The 20,993-nt window shown below is 67.7% G+C and carries 20 protein-coding genes; 5 read left to right on the top strand and 15 right to left on the bottom strand.

Features of this window, described 5'->3' with window-relative positions; all coding sequences use genetic code 11:
* Positions 1–68: 68 nt before the first annotated feature.
* The 7 genes from ubiD to ubiU all read right to left on the bottom strand — a co-directional run bounded on the left by ubiD (position 69) and on the right by ubiU (position 6,037).
* Positions 69–1,556 (bottom strand): 4-hydroxy-3-polyprenylbenzoate decarboxylase, encoded by a 1,488-nt coding sequence (ubiD, locus tag AC2YJX_RS10355; protein WP_487255989.1) that lies wholly within the window; start codon positions 1,554–1,556, stop codon positions 69–71.
* A 66-nt stretch (positions 1,557–1,622) separates the two neighbouring features.
* A complete protein-coding gene (locus AC2YJX_RS10350; RefSeq protein WP_487255988.1) occupies positions 1,623–2,219 on the bottom strand; it encodes a UbiX family flavin prenyltransferase in 597 nt (198 codons plus the stop codon).
* Entirely contained in the window at positions 2,212–2,625 is a 414-nt protein-coding gene (locus AC2YJX_RS10345) for a putative zinc-binding protein (RefSeq protein WP_487255987.1), read from the bottom strand. The genes AC2YJX_RS10350 and AC2YJX_RS10345 overlap by 8 nt, the downstream gene beginning before the upstream one ends.
* Before the next feature lie 2 nt (positions 2,626–2,627).
* A complete protein-coding gene (gene ubiT / locus AC2YJX_RS10340) occupies positions 2,628–3,164 on the bottom strand; it encodes a ubiquinone anaerobic biosynthesis accessory factor UbiT (RefSeq protein WP_487255986.1) in 537 nt (178 codons plus the stop codon).
* Between the two features lie 17 nt (positions 3,165–3,181).
* A complete protein-coding gene (gene trhA / locus AC2YJX_RS10335) occupies positions 3,182–3,802 on the bottom strand; it encodes a PAQR family membrane homeostasis protein TrhA (protein WP_487255985.1) in 621 nt (206 codons plus the stop codon).
* 18 nt (positions 3,803–3,820) lie between these two features.
* Positions 3,821–4,783 (bottom strand): U32 family peptidase, encoded by a 963-nt coding sequence (locus AC2YJX_RS10330; protein WP_487255984.1) that lies wholly within the window; start codon positions 4,781–4,783, stop codon positions 3,821–3,823.
* A gap of 219 nt (positions 4,784–5,002) precedes the next feature.
* Entirely contained in the window at positions 5,003–6,037 is a 1,035-nt protein-coding gene (ubiU, locus tag AC2YJX_RS10325; protein WP_176889074.1) for a ubiquinone anaerobic biosynthesis protein UbiU, read from the bottom strand.
* A 256-nt stretch (positions 6,038–6,293) separates the two neighbouring features.
* Between ubiU and AC2YJX_RS10320 the strand changes: the two genes are divergently transcribed.
* Positions 6,294–7,478 carry an MFS transporter gene (locus tag AC2YJX_RS10320; protein ID WP_487255983.1) on the top strand — a complete coding sequence of 395 codons (1,185 nt, stop codon included), beginning with the start codon at positions 6,294–6,296 and terminating at the stop codon, positions 7,476–7,478.
* On the opposite strand, the gene AC2YJX_RS10315 is transcribed toward AC2YJX_RS10320, so the two are convergent.
* Positions 7,464–8,390, bottom strand: a complete 927-nt coding sequence (locus AC2YJX_RS10315) for a LysR family transcriptional regulator (RefSeq protein WP_487255982.1) — start codon at positions 8,388–8,390, stop codon at positions 7,464–7,466. The two genes, AC2YJX_RS10320 and AC2YJX_RS10315, sit on opposite strands and share 15 nt — an antisense overlap.
* Before the next feature lie 158 nt (positions 8,391–8,548).
* On the opposite strand from AC2YJX_RS10315, the gene AC2YJX_RS10310 reads away from it, so the two are divergent.
* Positions 8,549–9,919: a M20/M25/M40 family metallo-hydrolase gene (locus AC2YJX_RS10310; RefSeq protein WP_487255981.1), complete on the top strand. Its 1,371-nt coding sequence runs from the start codon at positions 8,549–8,551 to the stop codon at positions 9,917–9,919.
* A 130-nt stretch (positions 9,920–10,049) separates the two neighbouring features.
* Entirely contained in the window at positions 10,050–10,532 is a 483-nt protein-coding gene (locus AC2YJX_RS10305; protein WP_099732291.1) for a YidB family protein, read from the top strand.
* 69 nt (positions 10,533–10,601) lie between these two features.
* Here the strand turns inward: AC2YJX_RS10305 and AC2YJX_RS10300 are convergent, their stop codons facing one another.
* The 6 genes from AC2YJX_RS10300 to otnI form a co-directional block, all read right to left on the bottom strand.
* Positions 10,602–11,480: a lysophospholipase gene (locus AC2YJX_RS10300; protein ID WP_487255980.1), complete on the bottom strand. Its 879-nt coding sequence runs from the start codon at positions 11,478–11,480 to the stop codon at positions 10,602–10,604.
* A gap of 123 nt (positions 11,481–11,603) precedes the next feature.
* Positions 11,604–12,140 carry a peroxiredoxin family protein gene (locus tag AC2YJX_RS10295; protein WP_487255979.1) on the bottom strand — a complete coding sequence of 179 codons (537 nt, stop codon included), beginning with the start codon at positions 12,138–12,140 and terminating at the stop codon, positions 11,604–11,606.
* Positions 12,141–12,288: 148 nt separating this feature from the next.
* Positions 12,289–13,779, bottom strand: coding sequence for a M20 family metallopeptidase (locus AC2YJX_RS10290; protein WP_487255978.1), 1,491 nt, complete (start codon positions 13,777–13,779; stop codon positions 12,289–12,291).
* A gap of 184 nt (positions 13,780–13,963) precedes the next feature.
* Positions 13,964–15,220, bottom strand: a complete 1,257-nt coding sequence (locus AC2YJX_RS10285) for a GGDEF domain-containing protein (protein WP_487255977.1) — start codon at positions 15,218–15,220, stop codon at positions 13,964–13,966.
* A 120-nt stretch (positions 15,221–15,340) separates the two neighbouring features.
* On the bottom strand, positions 15,341–17,401 hold the full coding sequence (locus AC2YJX_RS10280) for a methyl-accepting chemotaxis protein (protein WP_487255976.1): 2,061 nt from the start codon (positions 17,399–17,401) through the stop codon (positions 15,341–15,343).
* Between the two features lie 231 nt (positions 17,402–17,632).
* On the bottom strand, positions 17,633–18,445 hold the full coding sequence (otnI, locus tag AC2YJX_RS10275; protein WP_487255975.1) for a 2-oxo-tetronate isomerase: 813 nt from the start codon (positions 18,443–18,445) through the stop codon (positions 17,633–17,635).
* A gap of 191 nt (positions 18,446–18,636) precedes the next feature.
* On the opposite strand from otnI, the gene AC2YJX_RS10270 reads away from it, so the two are divergent.
* A complete protein-coding gene (locus AC2YJX_RS10270) occupies positions 18,637–19,107 on the top strand; it encodes a MerR family transcriptional regulator (protein ID WP_487255974.1) in 471 nt (156 codons plus the stop codon).
* 72 nt (positions 19,108–19,179) lie between these two features.
* Positions 19,180–19,815, top strand: a complete 636-nt coding sequence (locus tag AC2YJX_RS10265; RefSeq protein WP_487255973.1) for an NAD(P)H-dependent oxidoreductase — start codon at positions 19,180–19,182, stop codon at positions 19,813–19,815.
* On the opposite strand, the gene AC2YJX_RS10260 is transcribed toward AC2YJX_RS10265, so the two are convergent.
* Positions 19,799–20,929, bottom strand: a complete 1,131-nt coding sequence (locus AC2YJX_RS10260; RefSeq protein WP_487255972.1) for a glycerophosphodiester phosphodiesterase — start codon at positions 20,927–20,929, stop codon at positions 19,799–19,801. The two genes, AC2YJX_RS10265 and AC2YJX_RS10260, sit on opposite strands and share 17 nt — an antisense overlap.
* Positions 20,930–20,993: the final 64 nt, after the last annotated feature.

The following is a 20,993-nucleotide window of genomic DNA, read 5'->3' as shown; positions in this document are numbered from 1 at the left end:
AACAACGCGGGGCGTGCTTGTCTTCTACGTGACTGGGGAGCTCTGCACCGCCGCGGTGCGCGGTGGTGTCACAGGCCCAGCGCCATAAAAAGCCCGTGCATGCGCGCCTGCACGGCGGCGTCCATCGCCATGGGGCGGCCCCACTCGCGCTGCGTCTCCCCCGGCCACTTGTTCGTGGCATCCATCCCCATCTTGCTGCCCAGGCCGCTCACGGGCGAGGCGAAGTCCAGGTAGTCGATGGGTGTGTGCTCCACCAGCAGGGTGTCGCGCGCCGGGTCCATGCGGGTGGTGATGGCCCAGATCACATCCTTCCAATCGCGCACGTCCACGTCGTCGTCCACCACCACGATGAATTTCGTGTACATGAACTGGCGCAGGTGGCTCCACACGCCCATCATCACGCGCCGCGCGTGGCCCGCGTAGGCCTTGCGGATGCTGACCACGGCCATGCGGTAACTGCAGCCTTCGGGCGGCAGGTAGAAGTCCACGATCTCGGGGAACTGCTTTTGCAACAGCGGGATAAACAGCTCGTTCATCGCCAGGCCCAGCACGGCGGGCTCGTCGGGCGGTTTGCCCGTGTAGGTGCTGTGGTAGATCGCGTCCTTGCGCAGGGTGATGCGGTCCACGGTGAGGACGGGGAACTCGGCGCATTCGTTGTAGTAGCCGGTGTGGTCGCCGTAAGGGCCTTCCAGCGCATGCTGCCAGCCGCTCGCGTGATGGGCATCGGGCTGGATGTGGCCTTCGAGCACGATCTCGGCGGTGGCGGGCACTTGCAGCGGCACGCCCAGCGCTGGCGTGACTTCGGTGCGCGCACCGCGCAGCAGGCCGGCGAACTGGTATTCGCTCAACGCATCGGGCACGGGCGTCACTGCACCCAGCAGCGTGGCCGGGTCGGCCCCCAGCGCCACGGCCACGGGGTAGGGTTGGCCGGGGTGCTGGGCGCAGTGGTCGGCAAAGTCCAGCGCCCCGCCCCGGTGGGCCAGCCAGCGCACGATGACCTGGTTGCGCGAGAGCACCTGCTGGCGGTAGATGCCCAGGTTCTGCCGCGCCTTGCGCGGGCCGCGCGTGATGGTCAGGCCCCAGGTGATGAGCGGTGCCACGTCGCCGGGCCAGCAGTGCTGCACAGGCAGGCGGGCGAGGTCCACGTCCGGTCCCTCCCACACCTCCTGCTGGCAGGGCGCGCCACGTGTGACGGTATGGGGCGCCATGTTCCACAAGGTCTTGAGCAGCTGGCCCATGCCCAGCATGTCCTTGAAGCCTTTGGGGGCCTCGGGCTCCTTGAGGGTGGCCAGCAGTTCGCCCAGGGCGCGCACGCCGCGCAGGTCGGCCACGCCCATGGCGCGGGCCACGCGGTCTGTGGTGCCAAACAGGTTGGTGAGCACCGGCATGCGGTGGCCCGTGGGCTGGGTGAAGAGCAGCGCCGGGCCGCCTGCGCGCAGCACGCGGTCGCTGAGCGCGGTCATCTCCAGGTGGGGCGAGACGGGTTCGTGCACGCGACGCAGGTCGCCCGTGGCTTCAAGCTGGGCCATGAAGTCGCGCAGGTCGCGGTAGGCCATATCGGGTCCAGAATTTGAATGAAATTGGCCGCTAGCGCTTGTCCAATGAGCGTAAACAGCTATCAATTAAGAAGCGTTCAGCTCCAGACCCTGCCACCGAGGCGCCAGGTCGTGCGGCACATCGATAAGGTCGAGCGCGCGCGCCACGCTGGTGTCCACCACCTCGCCCACGGTCTGCGGGCGCAGGTAGAAGGCGGGCAGCGGCGGACAGATGATGCCGCCCATCTCGGTCACGGCCACCATGTTGCGCAGGTGCGTGAGGTGCAGCGGCGACTCGCGCACCATCAGCACCAGGCGGCGGCGCTCCTTGAGCGCTACGTCGGCCGCGCGCGTGAGCAGGTTGTCGGCCAGCCCATGCGCTATGGCAGCCAGCGTGCGCATGGAGCAGGGCGCGACCACCATGGCATGGCACTGGAACGAACCGCTGGCGATGGCCGCGCCCACGTTGGCCACGTCGTGCACGCATTGGGCCAGGGCCTCGACGGCGGGGCGGTCCATGTCCAGCTCGTGCTGCAGGTTGCGCCAGCCGGCGTCGGAGACGACCAGGTGGGTCTCGATGCCGCTTTGGCCTTGCAGCACCTGCAGCAGGCGCGCGCCGTACACGGCGCCGCTGGCGCCCGAGATCGCGACGATGATGCGGCGGGTGTGGGCAGCATCAGCCATGCGAGGGCTCCACGGCGGCAGAACGAACCAAGGGCTGCGCCTGCTGATCGGCCTCCACCTGCTCCAGCACCAGCGCGGCCTGCACGGGGTCAAAGTCTTCGTGCGCGCGTTTTTTCACGCCGTACTGCTGCAGCTGGTAATGCCGGCCGGCCGCGATGCCGTGGCGCGCGAGCGTGCTTTTGACGCAGACCAGCGGGCAGCCGTCGAGCGCGATGATGGGCCGGCCCGAGCGCACGGTTTTCATGAGGTGCGGGACATCGCCACCCACCCCGGCGATGCACGACATCTCGGCCACGCCGCGCCGGTCGAGCTGCAACGCCACGTGGTTGGCCAGCTGGGCGGCGCTGGAGCAGCCCGAGCAGGAATAGACCAAGGGGTGGTTCTGGGGATGGGTGTCGGTGGTCATGCTTATCCTCCGTTGCGTGGTGTTGGGTCCAGGCGGCGCCGCAGGTGGCCCAACACCTCGCGCGGCGCCAGCCTCTGCGCCCACTGGCGCGGGTCCAGCACGGGAAGTTCGAGCGCGTCGAGCGCGTTCTTCACCACCAGGCCCAGCTCGGTGTCGCCCTCCATCGACAGGCGGCGGCTGAAGAACAGCGTGTCCGGGTCTTGCTGACGCTGGGCCAGCAGCAGGAAGTCGTGGGCCGTGGCGCTCAGCGTCACGTCGGCCACCGCTGGGGCCACCAGCGGGGCGTGGGGTGCAAAACGCTGGCCCGTCCAGGCAAAGTCGAAGGCCACGCGCGCATCGCGCACTTGCACCCGCATCTTCTTGTGGAGCAACAAGCGGCCCACGTCATCGGGCAGGTGCCGCGCGAGCGCCCGGTTGAGCGCCGTCACCAGCAGCATCGAGCCGGGGTAGGCGGGCAGGCGCGCCAGCAAAGCCCCCACGGGCGGCGGCACCAGTCGTGGGTTCGCGGCAGGCGACGGCGAAGAAGGGAAAGCAGCCATAAGTAGAAGACGGGCCCTCAGGCCACGTAGAAAAAAACGGTGAAGAAGTGGCAGACGCTGCCGCCCAGCACAAACAGGTGCCACAGCCCATGGCCGTGGCGCACGCGGTGGTCCAGCGCATAGAAAACGATGCCCAGCGTGTAGCAGGCCCCGCCCGCCAGCAGCCAGGCAAACCCGGCTGGCGTGAGCGCCTGCCACAGCGGCACCACGGCCACGAGCGCCAGCCAGCCCATGAGCACGTAGATGACCAGCGACAGCACGCGTGCACCACGCGCCCACCAGATCTCCTGGGCAATACCCAGCAGGGCCAGGCCCCACACCACGCCCAGCAGCGACCAGCCCCAGGCGCCGCGCAGCGACACCAGCGCAAACGGCGTGTAGCTGCCCGCAATCAGCAGGTAGATGCTGCAGTGGTCCAGCTTTTGCAGCACGGCCTTGATGGTGCGCCGGCGCACGCTGTGGTACGCGGTGGAGGCGGCGTACAGCGCCACCAGCATGGCGCCGTAGATGCTGAACGCCACCACCTTCCACGGATCGCCCAGGCGTGCAGCAAGGGTGATGAGCAAGGCCGTGCCTGCCATGGCGAGCAGGGCGCCCACCAGGTGGCTGATGCTGTTGAAACGTTCGCCGGGGTACATGCGGTGATTCGCTTCGCGTTATGGATGCATGGCAGGCCGCGCGGCAGCACCACCTACAGCGCCATGCAGCCCCTGCTCCAGGCCCGCTCGCCCGAACCAGTAGCCGTTGCAGGGCAGATCGGGCATGAAGGGCTGCATGCGCTCCACAAAGTCGGGGGTCTTTTCAGGAGTCTCTTTCGCAACCACTGCGCGGCGGGCTTCGTCAAACGCGGCGATCACCTGCGGCATGTGCTGGGCCTGCGGGCTCAGGCGCACCACGTCCACGCCCTGGGCCTGCATCGCCACCAGTTCGTTGGCCAGGTTGTAGACGCGGGCCGACTGGGTCTGCGTGCCGTTAAGCACGAGAAAGCCCTCGCTCTCGCGCGTGCGCAGCGGCAGTCCGTCAGCATGGTCAAGGCAGCTGAACTGGCAGTCGTCCTTGGGCAGGTTGCGGTGCCGGGCGGTGAAGCAGCGCGCCGAGTAGGCCAGCGGCATGCGGCCGTAGGCAAACACCTCGGTCTCCAAACCTGCGGGCCGCTGCGCCAGCACGGCAGCGAGCGCGTCCTGCGACATTTCAAGCGGCATCACCCAGCGCGTGGCGCCCTGCTGCGCCATCCATTGCAGCGAGTGCGCGTTGTAGAGGTTCAGGTGCGGCCCGGCCACAAAGGCCTGCGGCCCGGCGGGTGCGCGCGCAAGACAGCTCACGGCGCCCATGTCATTGGCCTCAACCAGAAACTCGCCGTTGCCCGTGATCTTGTGCATCACACCCACGTCGGCGCTGGACTCGATGAGCACCTGGCTGGACAACACCGCCTCCTTGCCCGCGCCCCGCAGCATGCGCGCCAGCGCCAGCCAGTCGGCCAGGCGCAACTCATGGCGGCGCGAACACACCGTCTCGCCCAGGTACACCACGTCCACAGGCGTGGCGGCCATGGCTTCGTAGAACGCGAACACGGTGTCGCGGGGCCAGTAGTACAGCAGCGGGCCGAGAGAGAGTTTCATGGGGCGGTCTCCGGGGTTTCATCGTGATATTTCGGATTCAAAGCGGCGCACCGACCTTCGATCTGGCGCGATGCAGGCCAGGGGACGCCGCGCAAGGGCCGCCAAGCCGCGTATGCGGCGCTTCGCTGGCGTGCGCTGGCGTTGTCCCCCTTCCCCTAGCGCGAAGCGCGTAGAGAGAAAGGGGGAAGCCGCGCAGCGGCTCAGGGGGTTGTCGCCTGATCATTTCCAGGGGCGGTGGTAGGCACCCAGCGTGTGCTGCTGGCCTTCTGCCACTTGGTCCAGGCTGGCCATCCAGCGCGTCTTGGGCGCATAGCGGTGCGGGTGGGCCAGGCACTGGTCCATGGCCTCGCGCCAGACCTGGGTGACCTGCGCCACATACGCGGGGCTGCGCTGGCGGCCTTCGATCTTGATGGCGCGCACGCCCATCTTGAGCAGCTGGGGCAGCAGCTCCAGCGTGTTGAGGCTGGTGGGCTCTTCGATGGCGTAGTAGTTCTCGTCATCCCCCACATCGAAACGCCCCTTGCACAGCGTGGGGTAGCCCGCGTTCTCGCCGGGCGCATAGCGGTCGATGAGCACGCCGTTCAGGCGCGACTCGCGGCCCTGCGGCGTTTCCACCCAGCGCACGGCCTTTGGCGGAGAGCACACGCCGTGCGTGTTGGGCGATTCGCCGGTCACGTACGACGACAGTGCGCAGCGCCCCTCGACCATCACACACAGGCTGCCGAAGCCGAAGACTTCGATCTCGACCGGCGTGCGATCGATGACCTGGCGCACCTGCTCCATCGACAGCACGCGCGGCAGCACGGCGCGCACGATGCCGAACTGCTCGCGGTAGAAGTTGATGGCCTCGTAGTTGGTGGCCGAACCCTGCACCGACAGGTGCAGGCGCAGCCGGGGATGGTGCTGCACCGCGTAGTGCATGAGGCCGGGGTCGGCCAGGATGACCGCGTCCACGCCCAGGTCCACCGCCTTGTCCAGTGCGCTGCGCCACGGCCCCGGGTTGGCCGCCTGCGGGTAGGTGTTGAGCGCCATGAAGACCTTGCAGCCGCGACCATGCGCATAGGCAATGCCGTTGGCGATGGCGGCCTCGTCAAAGTTGAGGCCCGCAAAATTGCGCGCGTTGGTGGCGTCGCGCAGGCCCAGGTAGACGCAGTTGGCGCCGTGGTCCACAGCGGCCTTCAGGGCGGGCAGGCTGCCGGCGGGGCAGACGAGTTCCAGTCCGGGGGTTGCAGCTTCAGGCAGCACCGCCTCCATCGATTTCAGGGGTTCCATCACAAACATTCAAACGCGGGCCCCGGGCCGGGCCACAGCACTGGGCGCCACCATAATGAGGACACCCCACGCATCCGCTGATCTTCATCAACGGCGGTGCACAATTCCGGAGCAAACCAGTCGGGTTTTGATGTGGCCCGCCTCCGCAGCGCACCCCATAGCCGCCAGGCCTTGACTTGCGTCTACGCTGTCCCACTTTTCGTTCCTTCCTTTTGCCCAACCCGGGCGCTGCCCTGTCATGAACAAGAACCTGTGGCTGCTGGCGCTGTGCCAAGGCCTTTTCCTCACCAACAACGTTGTCTTCATTGCCATCAATGGCCTGGTGGGCCTGCAGCTGGCGCCCTTTGGCTGGATGGCCACGCTGCCGGTGATGGGCTACGTGGTGGGCGGGGCACTGTCCACGCCGCTGGTGGCCAGGACGCAGATGCGCTGGGGCCGCAAGGTGTCGTTCCAGATCGGGCTGGCCGTGGCCGTGGTGTCGGCCGCGCTGTGTGCCTGGGCCGCGTTCAGCGCCAGCTTCTGGCTGCTGTGCACCGCTACGCTGGTGGCGGGCTACTACAGCGCCAACGGTGGCCTGTACCGCTTTGCGGCCGCCGAGCTGGCGGCCCCGGACTACCGCGAGAAGGCCGTGTCGTTGGTGCTGGCCGGTGGCCTGCTGGGCGCCGTGGCAGGCCCCAACCTGGCCAGCGCCACGCGCACGCTGTTCCCGGTGCCGTTTGCGGGCGCCTACATCGCGCTGATCGGCGTGGCGCTGTTGTCCATGCTGTGCATGGCAGCCATCCGGTTCGAAGTGCAACCCGTGGTGCTCAACGCTGCGGGCCAGCGCGAGCAGGGGCGCCCCCTCTCTGTACTGATGCGCCAGCCTGCCTTCATCGTGGCCATTGTGGGCGCTGCGCTGGGCTATGGGGTGATGAACCTGCTGATGGCGGCCACGCCGCTGGCCATGCAGGTGTGTGGCTTTGACTTTGATGCCTCGGCACTGGTGCTGGAGTGGCATGTGATCGGCATGTTCGCTCCCGGCTTTGTCACTGGTCACCTCATCAAGCGGTTTGGTGTGCTGCCCATCATGGGCACGGGGGTGTTGCTCAACCTGGCGTGTGTGGCGGTGGCGCTGATGGGCGTGGAGCTGCACCACTTTGGGATTGCGCTGTTCTTCCTGGGGGTGGGCTGGAACTTCCTGTTCACGGGCTCCACCACGCTGGCCATGACGGCCTACCGCCCTGAAGAAAAGGACCGCGCCCAGGCGGCCATCAACTTCTGCGTGTACGCCACGCTGGCGCTGAGCGCGTTCTCGTCGGGCGTGCTGGTCACGACGCAGGGCTGGACGTTGCTGAACGCCGGTTCGCTGATGCCCATTGTGGTGACGGGGCTGGCACTGGCCTGGCTGGGTCTGCAGCGCAAGCGCGTTTCACGCGGCGTCTGAAGGCACCTCAGCCACAGCGCCTTCTGCGGCCACCGTGGTGCGCAGCCACTGTGCAAACGCCGCCACCGCCCGGTCTTCCAGGCGCCCCGGCGCCACGAACAGGCTGTAGCCCCGCGCACCGCTGTCGTGGTGCGGGTGGGCCAGCACCAGCTCGCCCGATTGCAGTTCGCGCTCCACAAAATACCGGGGCACCAGGCCTAGCCCCAAGTCGGCGCGCACCGCCTCCACCAGCATCGAGAACAGATCAAAGCGGTGGCCACCCAACGTGTGGCCCGGAATGCGCGTGATGCCCGCACGGGCCAGCCAGTCGTCCCACGCCCCCAGGCGCGAGCTGAGCTGCAGCAGCGGCACGGCCCGAAAATCGCCGCGCTCTGTCGCACGCCGGTGGCGCGACTGCGGGGCACACACGGCCACGCAGACCTCGGGCATCAGGGGCGCTGGTACCACGCCGGGCCAGGCCGCGTCGTTGTACTGCACGGCCACATCAAACGGGATCTCCGCCATGTAGATCTGCGTGGGGTACACCTGCAGGTGCAGGCTGCAGCCTTTGTGCTGCGCAAGGAAGGCAGGCAGCCGGGGCAGCAGCCAGCGCTCGGCAAACACGGGCACACAGCCCACCAGCAGGCGCGCGCCATCGGGCCGCTGGGCCATGGCTTCGAGCGTGTGGTTCTGCAGCCGCAGCAGGTCGCCCACCACCTGCGCGTGGTAGCGGCGGCCTACGTCGGTGAGCGTGGACCCGCGTGCGCCGCGCTGCACCAGCTGCAGGCCCAGCTGGCCCTCCAGCAGGCGCAGCTGCTGGCTCACGGCGCTGTGGGTGAGGCAGAGTTCTTCGGCCGCCTTGCTCACGCCATGGTGGCGTGCCACGGCATCGAAAACAAGCAGGGCGCGGGTGCTGGGGATGTGTTTGCGCATGTAAGAAAAACTGTCGGCTGGGCAGATTAAAGCAGAGCCCAGGGGCGGGGTTCGGTCCAACAATTGCGTGGCCCTGCATGCCGGCCCACGGCTCCATCCACGATGGCTGGACAGGCCGCTCACCCCTTCCGTTTGTGTTCGTGTTTCGCTGGATCACCATGACTCTCCCTCTCCATACCTTCCGTGCCACAGCCCTTGCGGGTGCCATGGCCCTCGCCTGCGCCGCCTTGCTGCCCGGTGCCGCCCATGCGCAGTTCGGCGCCGTGGCGCCCACACCCACCACGCTGCGGCCCGCCGTGGACAAGGCCTACGGCCAGCTCATGGCTGCGCCCCAGATCCTGCAGCTGCTCGACGCCGTGAAGGCCGACCACGACCGCGCCACCGAAGACCTGCGCATGCTCACCGAGATCGAGGCGCCTCCGTTCAAGGAACAAAAGCGCGCCGAAGCCTTCCTGGCCCGGCTCCAGTCCCTGGGCCTGACCAACGCCGCGATCGACGCCGAAGGCAACGTCGTGGGCGTGCGCAAGGGCACGGGCAACGGCCCCAAGCTGGTCATCTCGGCCCACCTGGACACGGTGTTCCCATCCGGCACCGATGTGAAGGTGAAAGAGCGCGACGGCAAGCTCTATGCGCCCGGCATTTCCGACAACACGCGCGGCCTGGCCGTGCTGCTGTCGTGGCTCAAGGTGCTGAACGACCAGAAGATCGCCACCGTGGGCGACCTGGTGTTTGTGGGCAATGTGGGCGAGGAAGAGCTGGGCAACCTGCGCGGCATGAAGCACCTGTTCAAGGAACACCTCGACATTGACGGCATGGTGGCGCTGGAGCCAGCGCCCGATGGCACCGTGCTGGTGCTGGGCACGGGCAGCCACCGCCACGAGGTGACCTTCAAGGGCCCGGGCGGCCACAGCTACGCCGCGTTCGGCGAGGTGCCCAGCGCCATCCACGGCATGGGCCGCGCCATTGCCAAGATCGCCGAGATCCGCACCCCCAAGAGCCCCAAGACCACCTTCACCGTGGGCACCGTGGGCGGCGGCACATCGGTCAACACCATCGCGCCGGATGCGCGCATGGCGGTGGACATCCGCTCCGACGAAATGGCCCCGCTGCTGGCCACCGAAAAGCAGGTGCTGGCAGCCGTGGACAGCGCCGTGACCGAAGAGAACGCACGCTGGGGCGTGAACACCCTGAGCGCATCGACCAAGCTCATCGGCGACCGGCCCGGTGGCCGCATCGCCGCCGACGCGTTGATCGTCGAGGCTGCCGTGCGCGCCAACACCGCCTTTGGCCGCAAGACGGTGCTGGCCGGTGCCAGCACCGATGCCAACGTGCCCATGGCGCTGGGCATCCCCGCCATCGTGATCGGGGGCGGCGGCAAGACGGGCGGCTTCCACGCACTGTCGGAGTGGATCGACCTGACGGATGCCTGGAAGGGCGCCCAGACCTCGCTGGTCACGGTGCTGGGGCTGGTGGGGGTACAAGGTGTGAGTGCGCCGCTGCTCGACAAGCGCCCACCCCGCACCAAGTAGTGGCGCGGCACCCCAGCGGCGTCACCCCGTTCACGATTGTTGACACGAAGGCGGCGCCGAGGTGCGTACCATGGATGGTTCCGTCCGGGCTGGCGCACTGCCGCCCTTCATTCCTCTACAGGAGAACACCATGGGTTTGCTCGATTCCGTTCTGGGTGCCGTCATCAACAACGCGTCGCAAGGCGGCAGTGGCGCCGCTGCGGCGGGTGGGGCCGGTGGTGGCCTGGGAGGGCTGATCAGCCTGGCCGCACAAAACCCGCAGCTGGTGCAGGCCGTCATGTCCCTCCTCAGCAACGACGGCCCGGTGGGCGGCCTGCCGGGGCTGATGGCCAAGTTCCAGCAAGCCGGGCTGGGCAACGTGATTGCGTCGTGGCTGAGCGCCGGGCCCAACCAGGCGATCTCGGGCGAGCAGCTGTCGCAGGTGTTGGGCAGTGGCCCCCTGTCGCAGATGGCCGCGCAACTGGGTGTGGCCCCCGGTGCAGCCGCCGGGCAGCTGGCCCAGGTGTTGCCGGGCCTGGTCGACCACCTGAGCCCCCAGGGACAGGCGCCCCATGGCGGTTTTGGCAATGCCAACGACCTGCTGGGGATGCTCGGCGGCCTACTTCAAAAATAATAGCAACCGGGTCATATTGCACTGGCGCGACCAGCCGTTTTCTCTGAAATCAGGCCACCCGGCGCCTGCCTACGGCCTTGCAGGCACCGCGCAGCGCCGCACCAGCCATTGCCGCAGCAGGTCGAACACCGGCGCGGCCAGTTCCGGGCTTTCGTTGAACAGCTCGTGGAACAAGGGCTCAAAGCAGTGGGAATGCACTACGGCCTTGGGTGCAGCGGCCGAAAAGGCACGGCTACCCGCAGGGTTGACCAGCTTGTCGCTGCCCGCCCACATCAGCAGCGTGGGCACACTCCAGTGCGCAGCGCGGGCCACGGTGGCGGGGCCGCCGTCGGCAATGAAGCGGGCCAAGCGCGCGCTGATGCGGTCGTGGCACAGCGGGTCGGCCAGGTAGGCCGCGACCACGGCCGGGTCGTGCGAGAGGTACTGCGCATCGAGCCCATTGCCCACGCGCAGGTTGGGTGCGATGCGCGGCAGCGTGGCCAGCAGCAGCTTTTGCACGGCGCCCAGGCCCGCATCCAGCGCGGGGGATGACAACACCAGGGCGTCCACAGGCCGTATCTTCAACGACACAAAACGCGAAGCCACAAGCCCGCCCATGCTGTGGCCCAGCAGCACGAGGGGCTGGCCTGCGGGCATGCGGGCGCGCGTGGCGTCCACCAGGTCGGCCAGGTCATCCAGCAGGCGCAGGTCCGAAGTGAGGCCGCCACGCGGCCCGCCGGATTCGCCGTGACCATACTGGTCGTAACCCCGCACGGCAAAACCCCAGTCGTTGAGGCGGCGGGCCACCGCGTCGTAGCGGCCCACATGTTCGCCCAGGCCATGCACCAGCAGCACGGTGCCCCGGCAGGGCTCGCCCTCGGGCAGGGGCCAGTCCTGCACAGCCAGGTTTTCGCCATCGCTGGCGGTGAAGGTGGTGAGGGTGGAGGGAATGGGGTCGTCAGAGATCATGGCGGGCGGTGCTGTTGAGCGGGCAATCGCTCAACCAGGAAAGAACAGGAAGGCAATCCCATAAAAAGGCGGTACGGCACGGCCCGGCGGTGGCCGAACGCAGCATGCGTGGCGCAACCCGCATCAGGCGATGGAGGCCCAGAGGTCGTCCCAATCCGTGGGCAGAAAATTGCCTTCGCGGCGCAACACCTGCTGGTGCTGGCGGTTGAGCACATAGTGCGTGGGGCGGCGGGTGATGGTGCCAAAGCTGTCCTGGTGCCCCACAGCGTTGCGCCAGGCAATCGGAAAGCGCTGCTCGGCAGGCACGGACACTTTGAGCAGCTCGATGTACTGCATGAAGTCCGCGTTTTTTTCGTCCATGTTCACGCCCAGCAGCACAAAGTCGCGCTGGCGGTTGTTCGTATAGAACTCGCGCATCAGCCGCAGCTCGTTGGTGCACAGGGCGCAGCCAGCGGTGAAAAAGCTCACCAGGCACACCTTGCCCGCAAAGTCGGTCAGTGCGACAGGCTTGCCTTCGCTGTTGGTGCCCAACAGCGTGTGGCGCGGGCCAGGAGCGGCAACCCCCGCCGTTGCCGCAGGCGCCTGGGCGTGGACGAGAGGGTGTACCGCAGCGGCCAGTGTGGTGGCCGTACAGGCGTGGAGAAAAGCGCGTTTGTCCATGGTGATCTGTGCCTGCCAGAAGGGTGTGAGGACTTGCGCAAACCGGAACGCAGCGGCCGCATCGCTTGGAGCGTGCCGGCTGCCCATGCCCATTTTTGCGTCAGTCGTGGGTGTGAAAGAACGGTGAAAGCTGAAAAGATCGCGCCTATCAGCCCGCTGCGGCAGGTGCGACCGCCTGCTGTGCCATGCCTGCAATCACCTGCGCCACGGCGGCGGTGAGCTTCTTGGCGTAGGGCACATGCAGGAACTCGTTGGGGCCGTGGGCGTTGCTTTTGGGGCCGAGCACACCACACACCATCATTTGCGCGGTGGGGAAGCCTTCGCTGAGCATGTTCATGAGAGGGATGGTGCCGCCCTGGCCGATGTAGCCGCAGGGTGCGCCGAAGTGGGCCTGCGAGGCGGCGTTGAGCGCCTGCTCGAACCAGGGCGTGGTGGCGGGGGCATTCCAGCCTGTGGCGCCGCTCATGCTCTGGAAGGTGACCTTGGCCCGGTAGGGCGCGTTGTCTTCCAGCAAGGCCTTGAGTTCCTGCACAGCCTGGGCGGCATCTACCAGGGGCGGCAGGCGCAGGCTGAGCTTGAAGGCGGTGTAGGGGCGCAGCACATTGCCTGCGTCCTGCAGGGCCGGGAAGCCTTCGGCGCCGGTCACGCTCAGCGTGGGCTCCCAGGTGCGCTTGAGCAGGGCCTGCAGCGGGTCGGTGGTGGTGGGCAATGCAAAGGTGGTGGAGCCGCCGCAGTCGTAGTGCGCCCAGGGGAAGCGCTTGTACACCTCTTCGCCCAGGATGCCCGCCGTGGCGCGGGCCTGGGCCAGGCGGTCGGCAGGCACTTCGCAATGAAAGCTCTGGGGCAGGAGACGGCCGGTGGCGCTGTCTTCGAGCCGGTCGAGCACCTGCCGCATGATGCGGAACGACGAGGGCACCAGGCCCGAGGCGTCACCGGAGTGGATGCCTTCGGTGAGGATCTCGACCTTGAGCGTGCCGGTGGCCATGCCGCGCAGGCTGGTGGTGAGCCACAGCTGGTCGTAGTTGCCAGCGCCCGAGTCCAGGCACACCACCAGTGCCACGTTGCCCATACGGGGCTTGAGGGCGTCGATGTACGGCAGCAGGTCGCGCGAGCCGCTTTCCTCGCAGGTCTCGATCAGGCCCACGATGCGCGGGTGGGGCACGTTCTGGCGCTTCAATTCCTGAACGGCGGCGATGCTGGCATACACCGCGTAGCCGTCGTCGGCACCGCCGCGGCCATAGAGCTTGCCGTCTTCGTACTTGGGCGTCCAAGGGCCGAGGTCGTTGCGCCAGCCGCTGAACTCGGGTTGCTTGTCGAGGTGGCCATACATGAGCACGGTATCGGTGGCGCCGGCCTGGGTGGCGTCGATCTCGAAAAACAGCACGGGGGTGCGGCCTTCCAGGCGCACGATTTCGAGCGTGAGGCCTTCAACCTTCTGCGACTCGACCCACGCGGCGGCGTTGCGCACCACGGTGTCGAGCAGGCCCTGCTCGGCCCAGTCGGGCGAGAACATGGGCGACTTGGCGGGGATGGCGATGTAGTCGGTGAGCTGGCGAACAATATCGTTGTCCCAGGCTTGGCTGACCCGTTCGAGGGCCAGGGCGGGTTGCAGGGCGTGGGGGGGGACTCGGGCGTTCATGGGCAGCTCTCCTGAATACGGCGGATCTTGTGGACCGAAACCAGCATTCCAACACAACGCCTGTGCGGGCGCCATGGCAGGTATCCATACACCCGCGACATAGTCTGGCAGCGCTGTGGCAGGGGGCGCAGCTCTTCTTCGGGTGGTGTGCCCAACGTGGCCCGTCCCGCGTCCCTCTTGGGGGTCAATACCGGGAAACAGGATGCGTGTCGGGATTGGCCTGTGCCGCCGCCAAGGAGGCGGGGCGCCGCAGGCTGGTGGACACCTCCACCCGGTTGCGGCCGTTTTCCTTGGCCTGGTAGAGCGCACGGTCGGCTGCGGCGATCAGCATGTCCCAGCTGTCGCCGGGCTCCAGCCGGCCGCCAAAGACGCCAATGCTGACCGTGACGGCAATGCCCAGGGCCGCGTCGGTGGTTGCATCTGGCGCGGCTCCGCCCACTGCGCGGATGCGGCAACGCGATTCCTCCACCGCCTTGCACAGTTCCCGCGCCAGCTGCTCGGCCCCCAGCAACGTGGTGTCGGGCAGCACCACCATGAATTCCTCACCCCCGTAGCGGCCCACCAGGTCCTGCGCCCGCACGCGCTCGCTCAGCACATTGACCACGCTGCACAGCACCTGGTCACCGGCGGGGTGCCCGTAGCGGTCGTTGACCCGCTTGAAGTGGTCGATGTCCACCATCATGAGCGCGATGGATTCGCGCGAGCGCACGGCGCGCGAGACGTCGCGGTCCAGCGCCGCGATCAGCGAGCGGCGGTTGGCCACGCCGGTAAGCGGGTCCAGCGCCGCCATGATGCGGTTGTTCTCGTCGGCACGGTCGCGTGACATGAACACAAATCCCATGGAGCTGATGAGCACCACAGAAAACGTGGCCATGAAGGTCAGCGTCTGCAGCAGGCTGCCCTGGAGGATGCTGGTGGCCGTCTGGCTTTCGCCCAATGCCAGCAACGCGCGGCCGCCCAGCACCAGCGCCTCCAGGCCCAGCCCGGCCACCAGCAGCCACTGCCCGCGCCCCACGGTGGCATGGCGGCGCTCCAGGGCCGCTACCAGAGCCCACACGGCCTGCAGCCCGATGACCAGGCCCACAAAACTCGCGCGCGCCGGAAAGTTGTCGATAAACACGATGACAAAACACGTGACCAGCGCCGACGGTGTGAGCAGCAGCAGCCACCGTGACGGGCGCCCCTGGAACTGGTAGATCGCGGCGATCATCCCCACAAACACGCAGGACAGCAGCAGGTTGCCCAGCACGATGGACACCACATCCGGCACCAGGCCCCGCAGCATGATCAGCAAATGCCCGACGGCATTGACCATCAGGGCGGCCGCCCACCGCCCCAGGCCATCGCGCCGACGCCCCCAGCCCACCACAGCCATGGAGGCGGCCATCATGAGCGAACTCACGATGATCATGACCAGCATGGTGGGAACGTGGGCGGCCATGGATGGGGGTGGGCTGTGTGGTGGGGGGTTTCAGATCAGCATAAACGAAGGTCTGCAGACCGCAAACCGCCAGATGACCACGCGCCCCCGCCGCACAGCCGATTGGTCGGGTGCAGTGGGCTATTGCAACTGGGCGGGTGCGCGCGCGCCACTGCCGGGGGCGTGCACCGCCTCGCCCTCGCCCGTTTGTGCAATGGGCGCGGCCAGGGCCGCGCGCTGGGTGTAGCCGATACCGCCACCGGCCGCGCCCTCGGTCCGCGAGAGCTTGAACACCTGCACCGCCCCCGCCAGGCGGGAGGCCTGCTCCCGCAGGCTTTGGGCTGCGGCGGCGGATTCCTCCACCAGGGCAGCGTTCTGCTGTGTCATCTGGTCCAGTTGGTTCACGGCAGTGTTGACCTGGCCGATGCCGTCGGACTGCTCGCTCGATGCCGCTGTGATCTCACCAATGATGTCGCCTACGCGTTTGACCGAGCCCACGATCTCGTCCATGGTGGTGCCCGCGTTCTGCACCAGGCGTGCGCCCGATTCCACCCGCTCCACCGAGGCGCCGATGAGCGCCTTGATCTCGCGCGCGGCCTCGGCACTGCGCCCTGCCAGACTGCGGACCTCGCTGGCCACCACGGCAAAGCCCCGGCCCTGTTCGCCAGCACGGGCAGCTTCCACTGCCGCATTCAGCGCGAGGATGTTGGTCTGGAAGGCAATCGAATCGATGACGCCGATGATGTCGGCGATCTTGCGCGAGCTTTGGTTGATGTCGCCCATGGTTGTGACCACCTCGCCCACCACCTGGCCACCGCGTGCGGCCACGGCGGCGGCGGTGCTGGCCAGCTGATTGGCCTGGCGCGCGGCGTCGGCCGACTGGCGCACGGTGGAGGTAAGGTGCTCCATGCTCTGCGCGGTCTGCGCGAGGCTGCTGGCCGTGGCCTCGGTGCGGGCCGACAGGTCCTGGTTGCCGCTGGCGATCTCGGCGCTGGCGGTGGTGATGCTGTCCACCGCCGTGCGCACCTGCTGCAGCATCTGCGTGTAGCGCTGGCGCATGCCTTCCACCTCCTGCACCAGCGCGCCGATTTCGTCGCGCCGCGTGGTGCGGAATTCTTCTGTCAGGTCGCCCTGCGCTACCAGGGTGATGGCCTGGGTCAGGTCCTGCAGCGGGCGGCTTACGCCCCGGCGCAGCATGAGGAACAGGCCAATGGCCAGCAGCACCACGGCCACGGCCATCAAGCCCCACACGGCGAGCGTGACGCGGCGCTGGCTGGCCATGGCCTCGCCGTCGGCCACCTCGGCCACCACCCACCAGCCGCCGCCGGTTTTGCGCACCAGGGCCCAGGGGTCTTCGGCGCCTGCGCCCAACACGGGGGCGGCTTCACGAACAAAACCATCGGGCGATGCGGCCAAGGCTTCAAAAAACGGGCGGGCCTGGGGGTAGGCTTCCAGCACACGCTTGCCGCGTGCGGTGGGGTGGTACACAAACACCGCCTTGTCGAGCGAGGTGCCGGGGTTGATCACGTACGTGCCGCCATGCTCGAAGAATTTGGTCTGCGCTACCTGCTTTTGCAGCATGGCGTGGAACACGCTGATGTCGTTGCCGATGAACAGCAGCGCAATCACCTTGCCCGAAGCGTCCTTGGCGGGCAGGTAGTGGCCCATGAAGGGCTTGCCGCCCACCACGGTAACGCCGGTGTAGGGCTCGCCCTTGGACACAGTGGCATAGGCCGGGTCGTCCTTGCCCAGCGGCGTGCCCTGCTGGCGCTCGCCCTTGTCGTTCTTGACCGAGGTGGTGATGCGGATGAAATCGTCGCCCTTCTTGGCGAACACCGTGGCGATGCCACCGGTTTCGTTAGCGAATTTATCGACCGAGCCGTAGTCCTCGTTGACCAGCGCGCCATAGCTGCGCAGCTCGCCCGAGGCTTCGTCGAGCTGCATGGTGGCCTCGAAGTAGCGCTGAAAGCCCTTCATGGTGAGCTGCACCAGCTCGCGGTTGGTGTTGTCGGCAGCGTCCAGCGACTGCGCCACGCTCTGCGCGGTGTCGCCCACACTGGAGGCGACCAGGGCGCGGGTGCTGCGCTCGGTCAGCACGGCAATGGCCAGCCCCACCAGCACCAGCACCAGGGCCACCAGCGCAATGGCGGTCAGCGTGACCTGGCGCGCGACGGAACGGTTGTTGGCAAGGGAAGCAGCCATGCAGTGTGTCTCCTGGAGATTGAAAGCCCAAAGCCGGCTGTCGCCGGTCTGCGGTCACTCTACGTCCAGAGGCTTGTTACATTTATTCACGCATTCCCTTACGCAAAGCTGCGTACCCCAACGCCGCCGATGTGTGAGTCATGGCCTGCGAAACTGGCACTGCCCGAGCCGAGGACGCCGAGCCAGGGCCGCCCCACAACGAAGGCGTAGGGGGGGAAGGCGCAAAGCGACTCAGCGGATATTCCCAGTCATCCAGCCCAGGCCTTGCGAGGTGCCCGCTGCGGGCCGGTATTCGCAGCCGACCCAGCCGCCGTAGCCCAACGCGTCGATGGTGTCGAAGAGAAAGGGGTAGTGCAGCTCGCCCCGGTCGGGCTCGTGGCGCCCGGGCACACCGGCAATCTGAACATGCGCCACGCGGCCCGTGGGCAGGTACTGGTGCAGCTTGGTGGCCACGTCACCCTCCACGATCTGGCAGTGGTAGAGGTCCATCAGCACCTTGAGGTTGGGGGCCTGCGCCGCATCGAGCAGCTCGTGCGCGTGATCCTGCCGGTTCAGAAAGTAGCGCGGCATGTCGCGCAGGTTGATGGGCTCGATGAGGATGTCGCACCCCGCGCCCGCAGCCTCGGCCGCCGCCCAGCGCAGGTTGCCAACGCACAGGTCCTTGAGGGATTCGCGCTCCACGCCGGGCGGCACGATGCCCGAGAGCACGTGGATGCGCGGGCAGCCCAGCACCTCGGCATAGCGCAGGGCTTCTTGCACGCCCGCGCGGAACTCGGCCTCATGCCCAGGCAGCGCTGCGGTGCCGCGCGCGTTCTGGTCCCACGCCGCCGCCATGCGGCTGCGGTCGGTGCCGCCAGGCGGGGCATTGAACAGCACCAGCTGCAGGCCGTTGTCCGCAAGCCGGGCCGCCACCTCGGCGGGCTCGAAGGCGTAGGGAAACAAGAACTCCACCGCCGTGAACCGGTCGCGCGCCGCAGCGGCAAAGCGGTCCAGAAACGGCAGCTCGGTGTACATCAGGCTCAGATTGGCGGCAAACTGGGGCATGGCGGGCGCGGGCGGAAGGTGGAATCAGAGCGCAGCAGCTTATCGTGCAGCATCGGGGCCAGCAGCCCTTGACAAGCCTCAACCAGGCTCCACCCATGAAAAATATGAGCCAAATTGTCACCTAGCGCTTAATGGATAAGCGCCAGTAGCTATTAATTTGATAGTATTTTGCTCTCCTACCAGGACACCCAATGCGCATCGGAGAACTCGCCCAACGCACCGGCACCACGCCCAAGGCCATCCGGCTGTACGAGTCCCGGGGCCTGCTGGGCACGGTGGCGCGTGCGGGCAGCTACCGCCACTATGGCGAGGCCGATGTGGCCCGCGTGTTGCTGATCCGCCAGGCCCAGGCGCTGGGTTTTCGGCTGTCGGAGCTGGACGGGCTGCCCCACATCGACACCGCTGCTGGCTGGAACCGTGTGGCCCAACTGGTGGCCCGGCGGCGGGCCGCCGTGGCGCAGGAGCTGGCGCGCCTGTCAGCGCTGGACGCGCAGCTGGCGCTGTTGGAAGCCGAGCTGCACACCTGCGACACGCTGGCCGTGCCCGTGGCACCCGAAGCCTGCGCTGCGCCCTCCACACTGGCGGTGGCACCTCCAGCGCACAACCCCGCGCAATTTGGTGCAGCTACCAAGGCGGGCGCTGCGAGATTCACCGCGACTTGACCTGACCGCTTGACTCTGCCCCGTGGGGCAGGGTGACCATGGCGCCATCAACAACACCGTGATGGAGCGTCTGTGGCAGAGCAACAAAACATTCTGGTCATCCTGGGCCACCCCACCGCCGAGAGCCTGTGCGCAGGCATGGCACGTGCCTATGCCGAGGGCGCCAGGCGCGCAGGGGCGCAGGTGCGGTTTCTGGACGTGGGTCAGCTGACCTTCAACCCCCTGTTCCAGGGCTATGGCGCTGCCCAGCCGCTGGAACCCGATTTGCTGGCCGCGCAGGCCGACATCACCTGGGCGCACCATCTGGTGTGGGTCTATCCGATCTGGTGGGGCGCCATGCCCGCGCTGCTCAAGGGTTTTATCGACCGCGTGCTGCTGCCCGGCTATGCCTTCAAGTACCGCAAAGGCTCATCGCTGTGGGACAAGCTGCTGGCAGGTCGCTCGGCCGAGCTGCTGGTGACCATGGACTCGCCGCCCTGGTACTTTCGCTGGGTCACACGCATGCCGGGGCACCACCAGATGAAGAAGGCCATCCTGGAGTTCTGCGGCATCAGCCCCGTGCAGGTGCACAGTTTTGGCCCGGTGCGCAGCGCCAGCACCGACCGGCTGGCGCAGTGGGTGGAAAAGGCGCGGCAACTGGGGCAGCGCCAGGGGGCACGCTCCGCGCCGGGCAAGCCGCGCCCGGCACCTGTCACTTCGTCGCCGTGAATGCTTGAACGGCAGCTCGGCCCACGGCAGGGTCATCGGTGAAGAAGCCGTCGATGCCTGCGCGCAGATAGGCCGTGATCTCGCCCACGCTGTCGCCGCGCACGGTGCCATCGGTGGCGGGCGCCTTTTTCAGCCCGGCGGGCAGAAAGGCGTTTTCGGGCCGCAGCGTCCAGATGTGCACGGCCAGGCCTTCGGCGCGGGCGCGCGCCACCAGCGGGGAGGGTTCGCCCGGCACGCCATCCTTGACCGGCACCACCAGCGTCTTGAACGGGCCGATGGCATTGGCATAGGTGGCCACCTGCTTGAGGCCCTCGGGCGTGATGAGGTCGGCATAAGCGCGCGTGTTGGCCGCGCCCTGCGTCACAAAGTCATACGGCCGGCCCGAGGGCGCCACCAGTTGCACCAGACGCACGCTGCTGAGCTTGCGGATTGCCTGCAGGTTGCTGACCTCGAACGACTGCACGAACACGGGCGCGTCCTTGTGGTTCCAGCCGTTCTTCTCCAGCGCCGCCAGCAGCGGCGCCTCCAGCGGCAGGCCGATGGACTGGAAGTAGGTGGGGTGTTTGGTCTCAGGGTAGATGCCGATGGTCCTGCCCGTCTTCGCGCTCTGGGCCTTGGCCAGGTCGATGACTTCCTGCAGCGTGGGCACCTCGAACTGGCCGTTGTAGGCCACGTTGGCCGGGCGCTGCGCGGGGATGCGCTCGCGGGCGCGCAGGGTCTTGAGTTCGGCCAGGGTGAAGTCTTCGGTGAACCAGCCGGTGATGGCCTGGCCGTCGATGGTCTTGGTGGTTTTGCGGCCTGCGAACTCGGGGCGGTCCACCACGTCGGTGGTGGCTTCCTTCACCGAGCCGTCGGCGCCCAGGATGGCAATCGCGTTCTCGTGCCGGGCCACCAGCACGCCGTCCTTGGTGATCACCAGGTCGGGCTCGATGATGTCGGCGCCGTCGTCAATGGCCTTCTGGTACGCGGCCAGCGTGTGCTCGGGCCGCAGCGCCGAGGCACCCCGGTGGGCAATGACGGTGGGGGTGGGCGGCCAGGCCTGGGCCACGGCGCCCAGCGCCCAGGTGGTGAGCAGCGCGGCGGCAGTCACGGCGCGCAGTGCAGTGCGTTTCATGCGGGTCTCCAACAAACGGAGTCCGCACCTTAGCCGATGCGCTTGACAGCGGCGTGTCGCCGGG

This window comes from Acidovorax sp. SRI_002 (genome assembly GCF_057586455.1).
Note: the sequence above shows the minus strand (reverse complement) of the source record. Positions and strands in the feature narration are given on the sequence as shown.